Source organism: Trueperaceae bacterium (assembly GCA_023954415.1).
In the GTDB taxonomy this organism is placed as follows: Bacteria; Deinococcota; Deinococci; order Deinococcales; family Trueperaceae; genus JAAYYF01.
In genome coordinates, this window is sequence record JAMLIB010000002.1 from 103,823 (window position 1) to 116,203 (window position 12,381).

Sequence of the window (12,381 nt, forward strand, 5' to 3'; positions counted from 1 at the left end):
CTCAGATGAACAGCGCCCCGCACGACGTTTCGCGACCGGGGGCCGGCCAGCACACTGCCAAGAGCGAACGCACGCTCCTCGCCTCATGGCTGTTGAGCGCCCCTGGTCCGGTCGTGACGGGTATCGCCGTCGCCATGAGTTCGTCGGCGACCCAGATCGCCGACGCCATCCGCCGGACGCTGGAGCTGGTGGCACTCTTCACGGGCTGGTGGACGTTCCGCCGGCGTAAACGCGTCGCCTCCGACGCGGAGCGGCTCAGCCTGGAGCGCAGGTCCGAGACGAGTGTGGCGGTCGCCATGGCGATCTCCGGCGTAATCATGCTCCTCATCGGTGGCTACCGCTTCTTGAACTACGCGCCGGGCGGCAACGTGATCGTCGGGTTGATCGTGGCCGTGTTGGGCGGGGGCGTCAACGCGACCTTCTGGGTTAGGTACACGAGGCTGCTACACCACTCCCCCGACCCGGTCCTGGCGGGGCAACTCAAGCTCTACCGAGCGAAGACCATGGTCGACCTCGCGGTCACGACGGCGCTCCTCACCGTAGCGCTCATCCCGACCCAGCCGGTGACGCGCTACGTCGACACGCTGGGCTCCATGTTCGTGGCCTGCTACCTGATCCTCCAGGCGCTGAGCTTCCGGCGGGCCAAGGCGCGGTGACGCCGCCAAGGAGCAACGCACGATGACCCCATGTCGTGCGCAGGTGATTACGGCAACGCAGCGCCGTAAGCCGTGCCTGCGCGAAGGGAGAGGCGCCCAGGAAAGAAGTCACCGTACCCGGGTTCATCCGCGGCACCGGATATCCTGGGGTCACAGGCGTCATCCGGCAAGGTGGCGCTGGACGGCTCGATCCTGAGCGGTGCGACGATGCCGGTGCCGGGGAAACGGGGTCGCTCCCGGGCTCCGTCGAGTGGTGCAGCAGCCGTCCCCCTGGCTGCGGCAGGCGGCCTTGGAACTTTTCCGCGCTCAGATGACTCCAACTAGGTAGAGGCCCAGGTTCGATGGGCGCTCGTCCTAGGAGGTTCGCTGTGAAGTCCCTTCGCACCATAACTTCATCACCACTCGCTCGCTGGCCCCGCATGGCCGCAACCGGACTGCTCGTCGTCGTCGGCCTGGTGGGGTGTGGGCAACCAACGGCTACGAGCGAGGAGGCAGCCGCACAGGTGGCGGCCCTGGCTGCCGTCGACGACGCGTTCTTCGGAGCTTCGCAGACCGACACGGCGGACATCGCGACTGCGAGCGTACTCGCCACCTATTCGGCGCTCGGAAGCGAAGGTAGCGGCGCTTTCAGCACGGCCGCGTCAGAGCCGTTACTCATGATCAGGCGCACGGACATGAGCCGTGAACGCGACCTCCTCAGCCTCGTGTATGACGGCCTATCGGAGCCGGCGACGGCAACGGCGGAGATCGGCATCACCGTCAAGGGAACCGCCCAGATCTGGCAGGTGTACCCGGACCTCTCTCTCCCCCGTTCCCTCGTCGGGAGCAAGCCCATCGAGATGGAAGGCGTCCTGACGCTTCACCTAGCGCGGACGGACGGGACCTGGCACCTGACGGGCGCCGAGAGCACTGGGCTGAAGCAGGGCGTCAACGCGGCGACGGTCGAAGACGTGACTCTCAAGCCTCAGGTCCTCCAAAGCGGTACGAACGATAACCTGGCCTATATCACCCTCACGGAACCGACTTCGAGCGACGACTTCATAGTCGCTGTGCGTAGCCGCCACCTGCGCCCCCACGGCTTGTTGACAGATGACGGCGTTGCGCCGGACGCGATTGCCGAAGACGATGTCTATAGCGGTAACGTGTGGGTAGGGGAGGATGCCAGGTCCGGCATGCACTTGGCCTTCGTCACTGCACTCAACTACGCTCGGACCACGGACCTTACCATGGTGGATGGCGAGTACCAGGACCCGTACACCGATACCGTGCAAGGCGTGCTTGTCGTCGTCGCCACCGACGAGTGATGTGACTCGATGTCCACTTCGTTCGCGTTAGCCCGCCGCCCCGCCTGCTCGACGCAGGCGGGGGGCAAGCACCTCGTTACGTCACTTCCGGCGTGGAGCGCTCCCAGCGCCTGGGCGCCGGATCGCAGTGAGGCCGGTAACATCGATGATACGCGCCTGGTAGCGGCCGCGAAGTACGGTGATCCGGACGCTTTCGACGCGCTCGTGATGCGCTACACGCCCGTTCTGCACGCCGTGGCGCGCAGGTTGGTTGGCAACGACTTGGCCAGCGACGTGGTGCAAGACAGCTTGATGGCGGCCTTCCGTAACCTGGGTAAGTACCGAGGCGACGCTAGCTTCGGTACTTACCTGCACGGCATCGTCGTCAACCGCTGCCGCCGGGTCGGTAAACGCTGGTCCCGACCGACACTGCCGAGCGATGCCTTGGAGGACGCGGCCGGCAACGAGTCCGGGCCGGCCGAGGTGACGGAGTCGAACGACACTTACAGGCTGCTCGAGGAAGCGGTCCTGCGGTTACCGCTAGCCTACCGGGAGGCGCTGACGTTGAGGGAGTTCGGTGGACTCGGGTACGAGGAGGTCGCGGAAGTCCTCGGCGTTCCGATGGGCACGGTGCGGAGCAGGTTGGCACGGGCCAGGGCTATGTTGCGCGACGAACTCTCGCGAGTGGGAGTCGCACCATGACACCGTTACATCCGTTAACGACCGAGCGGCGTGAGCGCTTGAGCGTCTACTTGGACGGCGAACTCGCCCCCGATGAGGTGGCGGTCGTCGAATCCGAACTGGACACCGACCCGGTGAGCCGTGCCTACCTGAACGACCTCAAGGTCATGTCCAACTCGCTGCGGGTCGATGATGACGACCGCCAAGCCGCCGACGCCATCCGTGCCGAGGTGAGGAGGCGGCTTGGGAGCCGCACCCTGAGCAGGCGCTCGGGATTGAAACGGTGGGGGTGGCCGGCCATAGCGGCCGGGTTCGCCGTGGCAGCCCTCGTGGCGGTCTCGTTCCGCATGGGCACCGCCATGCCTTCGCGCGAGAGCGAGTCGGTTCAACTCGAGGCCGTGGTGCTGCAGTACGGCCTAGCTCTCGAAGCGATAAGCCAGGAAGAACCGTGAGACGGGTACATAGGCTCGCCCACTGCGGAGTGGCCGCCATCGTACTCATAGCCGGCAGCCTGACGTGGGCCCAGGGGAGCAGGCGAGCCGAAGTGGTGCAGGACCCGGCGGCCGTGGCTATGCTAGAGCGCATGATCGCCGCCGAACGTGATTTTGACGTGATCGGCACGGTGGAGGAGCGAGTGCTACTTCCCGGAGTGAGGTCGGATGATGAGGCGAGAGGAGGGTTCGTCTTGCCCGTGGGCATCACGGCGGCACTGGTCCTCAGGGCGTTCACCTTGGAGGTCCTGCCGGCTGAAGCACTGCGAGCGGAAGCGGTTACGGACAGGCCTCTGGAGGTCCTCAGGCTCGAGGGACGTGGCCCCCTGACGCCAGACTGGACGTTCTGGCTGGACGCCGAGACGGGCGCTCGCCTCGCGTACCGTTTGACCGATTCCGCGGGGCAGGTCGTCGCGACCGGCCGCTACGAACGGATTAGGCGCATTGAGCAGCGCGCGGCGCCGCGCGACCTATCGACGCCAAGGGCCGCTCTCGGCGGTTTCGAGCTTGCGCGTCTCTTGAACCCTGCCACGGCGCCGACCGGTTACACCGCGATCGCCGTCCAACGCATCGAGTTGGGTAGGGGCGTGCCTGCACTCAGGGTCACGTACTGGGACGGGCTGGACGCCCTAGTCGTTCTCCTCTACGAACGGCAAGCGAAACTGCCTGCCGAGGCCGAGCACATCGCCAGCCGGCAAGTGGGTAGGTTCACCGTCAGCGTGATAGGCTCCGCCCCGCGGGAGGCTCTCGCCAACTGGTTGGAAAGTGTCGGGGACGGCCCCCTGGCCCGCCTCGACCCGAAAGGGGCCCTTGAAGGGCCGGGCTCACCTACAGGGGAGAGGCGAGGCGAGGAGGTCGTGAGGGACGGCCGAGGCGCTGATGGCCCTGCCCGACATAGACGACGAAGCGCTCAAGGCCGTCCCGGCCGAGATGGGGTCGTGCATGGGAATCGCTAGCGAGAGCCGGCTGCGGCAGCCCTACCGAGCCATGAGCGCATCTACCTCGGCTCCGAGCCAAGGGCCGACTCGCTGAACCGTTCACGCGCGTGCAACACCGGCCACTTGGGATCGTCAAGTGGAGCGCCCGCCCAGACGCTCTGACGTCTGCGGGTAGGGCTGCCTTGGGCGGGGTCTGCCCCTAGGGCGACCCCTACCCCCAATGGGCCTTCCGACTAGCGACCCGCGCCACGTACTCGGTATTCAGGGTTACCCCGATGCCGGCCCCGAACTTGGGGATCGCCTGCACCCCGTCACGCGCCTCCAACGGCTCGTTGATGATGTCGACGTCCCAGTAGCGCGAGCTGGACGACGTGTCGCCCGGCAGCCTGAAGTTCGGCAACGACGACAGGTGCAGGTTGGCCGCCCGTCCCACGCCGCTCTCGAGCATGCCGCCGCACCAGACGGGCGCGCCGAACGCCGCGGCGATGTCGTGGATGGCCAGCGCCGCGCGGAACCCGCGCACGCGGCCTACTTTCATGTTGATGATGCGCCCGGCACCGATCGTCAGGGCCTTGCGGGCGTCCTCCGGGGAGTGGATGGACTCGTCGAGGCAGATGGCCGTGCCGATGCGCGCTTGCAGCTCCGCGTGATCCAAGATGTCGTCGTGGGCGAGGGGCTGCTCCATGTAGGTGAGGCCGAACTCGTCGAGGCTCTCGAGCACGGGGGCGTCGTTCAGGGTGTACGCGCTGTTCGCGTCGACGGTCAAGGAGATGCCAGGCAGCGCCTCGCGCACGGCCCGCACCGGCTGCTGATCCCAACCGGGCTCGATCTTGAGCTTGATGCGTCCGTAGCCCTGCGCCACGCTCGCGGCGGCGAGGTCGACGGTGGCCTGCACGCTGTCCTGGATCCCGAGCGAGATGCCGACGGGGATGGGCCGGTCCGTGCCGCCAAGCAGTTCGAACAGGGGCACGCCCAGCTGCTTCGCCTTGAGGTCCCAGTAGGCCATCTCGACCGCGGCGACGGCCATGTTGTGGCCGCGGATGAAGCTCAGGGCGTGCAAGAGCGCGGCGGCCGACTCGAACTCCTTGCCGACGACCGCAGGGGCGATGAAGTCCGAAATCACGTGCCACGCGGTGTCCGTCGTCTCGTAGGAGTAGCCCGGGAACTCGCCGGCGACGCACTCGGCGATGCCGGTGACCCCGTCGCAGACCAGGGACGCTATGACGATCCGCCTGTCCTGCTCAACGCCGAAGCTGGTGCGGAACGGGGACTTGAGGCGTAGTGGCACCTCGGTGAGCTCCAGCCGGTCGATTCTCAACTTGACGCTCCTAACGTTTGCGCAGGCGCGGGTCGAGGGAGTCCCTCAGCCCGTCGCCGAACAGGTTGACGCTCAAGGTGGTGACGAAGATCATGACCCCTGGGATGGTGACGAGGTGTGGCAGCGTGAAGATGTAAGGCCTGGCCTCACTGAGCATGCCACCCCATGACGGGATCGACGGGGGCACGCCGAGGCCGAGGAAGCTCAAGAACGACTCGCGGATGATGGCCCTTCCGAACTCGATGCTCGCGATGACGAGGATGGAAGCGGAAGCGTTCGGTAGGACGTGCCTGACTACCACCCTCCAGGACCGCATGCCCATGCTCCGCGCCGCCGACACGTACTCGCGTTCCCGTAGGGCGACGACCTCCCCCCTCACGATGCGAGCGAACGCGGCCCAGCTCGTGGCGACGAGCGCGATTATCAGGTTCTGCAAGCTCGCGCCCAGCACGGCGACGATGATCAGGGCGAGCAAGATGAACGGGAACGACCAGGCCGCGTTGATCAGGGTGGAGATGGCGTAATCGAGCCGCCCGCCGAAGTAGCCGGCGATCAGGCCGAGGAACGAGCCGAGCAGGCCCGCCCCGAAGACCGCGGCGGCACCGACGAGCAGGCTGATGCGGCTGCCGTAGATGACGCGTGAGAGGATGTCTCGGCCGAGTTGATCGGTGCCGAGCGGGTTCTCGGCCTGACCGCGCGCGTCCCACGCAGGGGGTTTGAGGCGCCGGACGATGGCTTGTTGGTAGGGGCTGTGCGGTGCCACCGCTGGGGCGAAGACGGCTAGCAGCACGATGGCCAGGAAGACTACCAGCCCGATGCGTCCTGAGCGGCTGTCGAGCGACCGCCACAACCGCGCCATCAGTAGCGCACCCGGGGGTCGATGAGGCCGACGAGCACGTCGGCGAGCAAGTTCGAAGCTACGACGACCACGGCCGCGAAGAGCACGATGGCCTGCACCACGGGGAGGTCGGCGGTGGTCACCGAGGTGACCGCCAGGTCTCCGAGGCCCGGCCACGCGAAGACGGTCTCGGTGACGACCGTGCCGCCTAGGAGCGCTCCGAACTGCATGCCGAGAGCGAGGACCACAGGAGTTGCGGCGTTGCGCGCAGCGTGCTTCCAGACTACGGCCGCGCGGCTCACGCCCTTCGCCGTGGCTGTACGCACGAAGTCCTGCGAGACGACCTCGAGCATCGCCGAGCGCGTGAGGCGCATGGTCAGCGGTAGCACGGAGAAGGCGAGCGTGGTACCGGGCAGCACGAGGTGGCGGAACGTGCCGCGGCCGCTCACTGGCAGCCAGCCGAGCTTCACGCTGAACAAGACGATGAGCATGAGGCCGAACCAGAAGATGGGCATCGCCTGCCCCGCGACCGCGAGGGCTGACGCAAGCAGGTCGGCGACCGTGCCCCGCCGCAAGGCCGCGATGACCCCGAGGGGAACGGCGACCAGGACCGTGATGAGGATCGCGAAGCCGGAGAGCTGCACCGTCGCCACGATGCGGGGTGGCAGGATGCGGCTGACGGGCTGCTGGCTGAAGAGGCTCTTACCGAAGTCGCCTCGCACGGCAGCGGCGGCCCAACGCACGTACTGCAGCGGCACTGGGCCGTCGAGGCCGTAGCGCTGCCGGAGGAGCTCGACCTCGGCGGCAGTTGCGTCCGGCGCCGCGAGAGCTCGTGCCGGGTCCTTGGCGACGAACAACAGCAGGAAGGTGACGACGCTGAGGATGACGGCTACGAGCACGGCCTGGCCGAGGCGCTGGACGATGTAGTCGATCACGGTGCGTTCACCTTTTCGCTAGCGGTCCGTGGGCCGACCGTCGACCCACCGACCGCTCGGGGCGCTCAGCGCCAGGTGGCGTTGTAGTAGCGCTCGATCTCGTCGGGCGACGGCGACCAGTCGACGTCGTTGCTGACCCCGGCCACCACGCGGCCGGCGTACAGCGGGAACATGTAGGCGTTCTCGGTGATCTCGTGGATGGCCCTGGTGTAGAGGTCCATGCGCTCATCCAGGTCGACCGTCTGGAGCGCGGCGCGGATGGCGGCGTCGATGGTGTCGTTCGTCGCGGTCGCGAACTCGCCGACCTCGCCCTCCTCGAAATGGATGTTCAGGACGGCGGAGGCGTCGTACACGGAGCTGGAGCCCCACGAGCCGACGTAGATCGGCAGCTCGCCCGCAGCCAGGCGTTTGGCCACCACGTCGTACTGCCCGCCGTACCACTGCAGGTTCGTGCGGATACCGACTTCCTCGAGGTAGCCCTGGATGGCTTGGACGACCTGCTCGTCGCGGTAGCCGTAAAGGTCGACGGTGAAGCCGTTCGGGTAGCCGGCATCGGCGAGTAGCTGGCGCGAGAGGGCCGGGTCGTAGTCGTACACGACCGCGGCGTCCTCGACGCAGCCGAGCTGGACCGGATTGCATGGGACGTCGATGATGCGCCCATAGCCGGAGAGGAGGCCGTTGACCAGCTCGTCCTTGTTGATGGCGTGGGCCACGGCTTGCCGCACGCGCGCGTCGGTGAAGTAGTCGCTGCCGCTGACCCCGGTGGCGTCGAACTGGACGAACCAGATCCGTAGGATGTCGGCGGCCTCGGCCCTGGCGCGGTCGCCGAGGGCCGCGACCTGGTCGGGCGAGATCCCGCCCGAGCGCACGATGTCGATGTCGCCGGTCATGAGCGAGGCGATGCGGCTGGCCTCCTCCGGGATCGTGTGGATGACGAGGTTCTTGATGGCGGGCAGCGTCTTGGCGCCGACGAAGTAGTCGTCGAAGCGTTCGAAACGGAGCTGGTTGTTCTCGTTGCTCACGAACTTGTAGGGTCCGGTGCCGATGGGATGCTGCCCGAGCTGCTCGGCGCCGCCAGGCTGGCCGATGATAGATGCCGGGTAGATGATGCCGACCAGGGCTAGCGTCTCGATGGCCGTTGGGGTCATCGCCTTGAGGACGATGCGCACCGAGTAGGTGTCGAGCACGTCCACGTGGTCGATCCACTGTAGGGTGCCGGTGCCGGCCAAGCCGGCGCCTTCGCCTACGACCCAGTTCAGTGTGGCCGCGACGTCGTCAGCCGTCAGCGTCTCGCCGTTATGGAACTTGACGTCATCGCGGAGCTGGAGCACGAGCTCCGTCGGGCTGGCGTACTCCCAGGACGTGGCGATGTGGGGCTCGAACTCGTTCGTCTCGGCGTTACGGTGGATGAGCGTGTCGCCGACGTTGTGGGCGACGATCAGCGCTAGGCGCTCCGACGTCGCGTACGTGTCGAGCGTCAGCATGGTGCGCTCGAACGCCACGTTGAGGGTGTCCGTGCCGCGCCCCGCGAAAGCGGTGGCCAGCAGGACGGCGAACAGGACGGCCATTACTTTCTTCATGACTCCTCCTCCGATGGTGCTTCCTGCACCTTGCGAACCGGTGCCGGATAGTGGCACCTTCCGAACATGGACCCGCTCACTGCTCTTCCGAGTAGGTGCCGAACTCGCGCCACAGCTCCTCGGCCTGGTTGAGGCGTTCCCGCGCGCCCGGGGTCTTACGTGCGACCGCCATGACCAGGGCCTGCGTCATCGAGAACGCGGCGGTGCTCGACTTCCAGCTGCTCACACCGGCCGTGGCGAACCGCAGGCAAACGGTCGCATGCGGCAGCAGCGGCGAGGCGAACTCGTCTGTCAGGAGTACGACGGGCATGGTCTCGGCCAGGTAGCGCGTCAGGTCGAGCGTGGCTTGCGAGTAGCGTGAGATGCAGACGACGAGCGCCGCCTGGCCTGGTCCGACATCCAAGAGTTGGTCCGGGGTGACGTGGACATCGCCGGCAAGCAACCGCACACCCGGCCGGGTCATGTTCAGGAAGTGGTTGGCCACGCTCGCCACGAAGAGCGATGCCCGGTTACCGACGAGCCACAGCGTGCTGCAACCGGCCAGCAGCCCGGCCGCGGCCTCGAGTTCCTCGTCCTGACCGAGCATGTAGTTGAGGTTGTAGACCTCGGTGTTGATGAAGGCTGTCAGGAACCTGCCCTCGACGGGCGCCATGTCCACCAGGCGCTGCCGCTCGGTGCTCTCGTGTTTTATGGCCGCCTGAAGCTCGAGCCAGCCGCGAAAGCCAAGGGACTGAGCGAACCTCACGACCGTCGAGGCGGAGATACCAAGCTGCTGAGCCAGGTCCGTCGCGCTAGCGAACCCCGTCGCGACAGGGTCGCCAAGCAGGCGGTTGGCTATCTGGCGCTCGCTGGGTGTGAACGAAGCGGCGTGCTCGGCTATCAGCTCCGAGACGTGCGCTCGTACCTGACCTCGCATCTCGCTTTGCAAAGACTCGTTCAGAGTGGTTCGAGTATTGCATGAATAATTGCAGCAAGCAAGAGCCGGTCAGAGGGCGCGGACGACCCTCGACCGGACGCTGCGCAGCGAGCGCCTAAGCCCTGCGCACCCCCACCCCCACCACCCGCGACTCCCGCCCCGCTGCGAGGATCGCTTCCATGACCTCGAGGACGTGCAGCGCCAGTTCGCCGCTCGCCCGGTGAGGCTTGCCACCGCGCATTGCCGCCGCCATGTCCTCCAGGCCGATGCCCCGGCTGTTCTCGTGCGGGCCGGCCACGAGGGGCGTTTCGCTCCAAGCGTCCTCGCCGGCGAGCTTGAGCTTCACCGGTCCACCGAACGTGTTGGGGTCCGGCACGCTGAGCGTGCCAAGCGTGCCGTAGACCTCCATGCGCGGCAGTTGCGTGGCCCAGACGTCGAAGCTGAACAGCAGCGTGGCGACGGCGCCCGATTCGAACGTCAGCAGGCTGGAGACGTGCGTGGGGGTGCCGACCTTGATGGTCCTGCCGCTCGCCGGTCCGCTCGTGATGGGTCGCTCCGCCTGAGCCGTGTTGACAGCGCCCGCCACCTTGCTCACCGGCCCGAGCAGGTTGACGAGCGCGGTGAGGTAGTAAGGTCCGATGTCGAAGAGCGGCCCGGCTCCGGGCTGGTAGAAGAACTCCGGGTTGGCGTGCCAGTGCTCCATGCCGTGGTTGGCCATGAACGCGACTGCTCCCACCACCGCGCCGATGGCGCCGCCGGCCACGAGCTCGCGGCACGTCTCCTGACCGGCACCCAGGAACGTGTCCGGCGCGCAGCCGACGTGCAGCCCGCGCCTCGCGGCCTCCGCTAGCACGAGCGCGCCGTCCGCGAACGTCGTAGCGAGCGGCTTCTCGGAGTAGACGGACTTGCCGGCCCTGAGCGCCTGCAAGGCCACGTCGGCGTGGGCGTGGGGCACCGTCAGGTTCAGGATCAGCTCGACGTCCGGCATGGCCAGGAGCTCCGCCACGCTCGCCGCCGCGACCACCGAGTGCTGCGCGGCCTTCTGCCTCGCGCGCTCCTCGTCGAGGTCGGCGACGGCGACGACCTTCACACTCTCCGAACGACCGAGGTTCCTCAGGTAGACGTCGCTGATGGTGCCACAGCCGACGACGCCCACACCGACCTTGTGCTGCATGCTCGACGTCCCTTCCGACTGCGCCCCTCGAAGGGCGGTCCTGCCGCTCGCGCTCTTCGGCATCGGCGCTCCCGTCACCCGCGCGGCCGCCGACCGCGCCGGGCTCAGTGGTCCGACCCGAGCTCCTGAAGGTACTGGAGGCTCTTCTTGACCGCCTCGAACATGTCCGTCTCGCACGCGTCTAGCTCGACGATGAGCCACTCGGTGTGCGCGGCGTTGGCACGGACGATGCCCGGGACGTCGACCACGCCCTCGCCGAGGGCCACCATCGGGCGGCCGACCTCGGCGGGTCCGTCCTTCACGTGTAGCAGGCGCGCGCGACCGGCGAACTCCGGCATCACGGTCGCCGGGTCCACACCCGCGGCCTGCATCCAGTAGACGTCGAGCTCGAAGAACACGCTGGGATCCAACCGCTCGAGCATGGTGCGGTAGGGCGGCACGCCATCGACGACCTCGAACTCCCACCAATGGTTATGCACGCCGAACGGTAGACCCTGGGCGGTCACGACCGCGTTGGCGGCGTTCAGGCGCTCGCACACCCTCACTACCTTGTCGAGCGCTCCGAACTCCGCCTGGCCGAGGCCACCTACGACGCGCTCGGGCGCCAAGGCCGCCACCGTGTCCAGGACGACGTCGCGCGCGGCGCCCTCCGGCAGCCGCACGTGGACGCTTGGCACCGCCAACCCGAGCTCGTCGCAGAGGCGCCTGGTCTGCACTGCCGTCTCCGGCGTGAGCCCGAACGGCTCCACGCCGGCGTAACCCATGGCGGCCACGCGGCGGAGGGTACCTTCCATGTCTTGTGCGATGGCATCGCGCAGCGAGAACAGCTGGAGTGCGATCCGACCCTTGGTCATCGTCTCACCTTCCCGCAGAGTCTATGGCACGGCGGAAGCGCTCCGTGGCCCGAACGACGCCGCTCGGCTCGTTCCCGGTCACCGCGAAGCCGATGAGGAAGTTGCCGATCCCGTTGTCCACCAGGACAGGGATGTCCTCCTCCGTGAGCCCCCGATCGGTCGGCAAGACGAGCGGGGCCATGCCGCCTAAGGCAGCCATACCGGCTCGCAAGTGAGCCAGGTCCTCGACCGTGAGGGGCGAGCCGAACTCGGCCGGCGGCAGGAAAGACGCCTCGATGACGTCGATGCCCTCGGTGGCGGCTAGCGCGGCGAGCATGGGTCCGGTGAAGTGGCCCTTCGGGGCGGCCCATCTCTCGATCCCCGGCACGGCGAGGAGCGCCGCGTTCATGACGTTGGCGTAGAGGTCGACGAAGGCGAAGCCGAACTCCCTGTACCGTTCGACCTCGCGCACCGACGTTCCGGGCCGGCCCCTCGGCACGATGCCGACGGGCACCGCCACGGCCGCGATGACCTCGGCGAGCGCTTCGGCCTCCTGCTCGAAACTGCCGAGCTGCACCTTGGCATAGGGGTGATCGAGGTTGACGTGCACCTTGATCCCGTCCGCTCCGGCGTCCTGGACGGCCTTGGCCAGTCCGGCATCGTTGCTTATCAGGCTCACGCAGAGCGTGGGCCTGGCGCTTCGCAACAGGTCCATCAAGCTACTCATGTAAGGCTCCG

Annotated in this window: 13 protein-coding genes; 5 read left to right on the forward strand and 8 right to left on the reverse strand. The window is 67.4% G+C overall.

Annotated elements, in window-relative coordinates:
• The first annotated feature begins 5 nt into the window (after positions 1-5).
• The 5 genes from M9914_02905 (at position 6) to M9914_02925 (ending at position 4,067) form a co-directional block, all read left to right on the forward strand.
• Positions 6-656: a cation transporter gene (locus tag M9914_02905; GenBank protein ID MCO5173115.1), complete on the forward strand. Its 651-nt coding sequence runs from the start codon at positions 6-8 to the stop codon at positions 654-656.
• Between the two features lie 419 nt (positions 657-1,075).
• Complete coding sequence (locus M9914_02910; GenBank protein MCO5173116.1) at positions 1,076-1,960, forward strand: hypothetical protein; 885 nt, start codon at positions 1,076-1,078, stop codon at positions 1,958-1,960.
• A 9-nt stretch (positions 1,961-1,969) separates the two neighbouring features.
• Positions 1,970-2,641 carry a sigma-70 family RNA polymerase sigma factor gene (locus tag M9914_02915; protein MCO5173117.1) on the forward strand — a complete coding sequence of 224 codons (672 nt, stop codon included), beginning with the start codon at positions 1,970-1,972 and terminating at the stop codon, positions 2,639-2,641.
• Positions 2,642-2,679: 38 nt separating this feature from the next.
• On the forward strand, positions 2,680-3,072 hold the full coding sequence (locus tag M9914_02920; GenBank protein ID MCO5173118.1) for a hypothetical protein: 393 nt from the start codon (positions 2,680-2,682) through the stop codon (positions 3,070-3,072).
• 131 nt (positions 3,073-3,203) lie between these two features.
• Positions 3,204-4,067, forward strand: a complete 864-nt coding sequence (locus tag M9914_02925) for a hypothetical protein (GenBank protein MCO5173119.1) — start codon at positions 3,204-3,206, stop codon at positions 4,065-4,067.
• 193 nt (positions 4,068-4,260) lie between these two features.
• Here the strand turns inward: M9914_02925 and menC are convergent, their stop codons facing one another.
• The 8 genes from menC to M9914_02965 form a co-directional block, all read right to left on the reverse strand.
• Positions 4,261-5,367, reverse strand: coding sequence for an o-succinylbenzoate synthase (gene menC / locus M9914_02930; GenBank protein ID MCO5173120.1), 1,107 nt, complete (start codon positions 5,365-5,367; stop codon positions 4,261-4,263).
• Positions 5,368-5,377: 10 nt separating this feature from the next.
• The gene (locus tag M9914_02935; protein ID MCO5173121.1) at positions 5,378-6,226 is read right to left on the reverse strand and encodes an ABC transporter permease; all 849 of its coding nucleotides are present in this window, start codon (positions 6,224-6,226) and stop codon (positions 5,378-5,380) included.
• Positions 6,226-7,140 (reverse strand): ABC transporter permease, encoded by a 915-nt coding sequence (locus M9914_02940; GenBank protein MCO5173122.1) that lies wholly within the window; start codon positions 7,138-7,140, stop codon positions 6,226-6,228. Before M9914_02940 ends, M9914_02935 begins: the two co-directional genes overlap by 1 nt.
• Before the next feature lie 65 nt (positions 7,141-7,205).
• Entirely contained in the window at positions 7,206-8,720 is a 1,515-nt protein-coding gene (locus M9914_02945) for an ABC transporter substrate-binding protein (protein MCO5173123.1), read from the reverse strand.
• Between the two features lie 76 nt (positions 8,721-8,796).
• Positions 8,797-9,636 carry a MurR/RpiR family transcriptional regulator gene (locus tag M9914_02950; GenBank protein MCO5173124.1) on the reverse strand — a complete coding sequence of 280 codons (840 nt, stop codon included), beginning with the start codon at positions 9,634-9,636 and terminating at the stop codon, positions 8,797-8,799.
• A gap of 115 nt (positions 9,637-9,751) precedes the next feature.
• Positions 9,752-10,873, reverse strand: a complete 1,122-nt coding sequence (locus M9914_02955) for a Gfo/Idh/MocA family oxidoreductase (GenBank protein MCO5173125.1) — start codon at positions 10,871-10,873, stop codon at positions 9,752-9,754.
• A gap of 41 nt (positions 10,874-10,914) precedes the next feature.
• Positions 10,915-11,664, reverse strand: coding sequence for a sugar phosphate isomerase/epimerase (locus M9914_02960; protein MCO5173126.1), 750 nt, complete (start codon positions 11,662-11,664; stop codon positions 10,915-10,917).
• Between the two features lie 4 nt (positions 11,665-11,668).
• Positions 11,669-12,370 (reverse strand): hypothetical protein, encoded by a 702-nt coding sequence (locus M9914_02965; protein MCO5173127.1) that lies wholly within the window; start codon positions 12,368-12,370, stop codon positions 11,669-11,671.
• Positions 12,371-12,381: the final 11 nt, after the last annotated feature.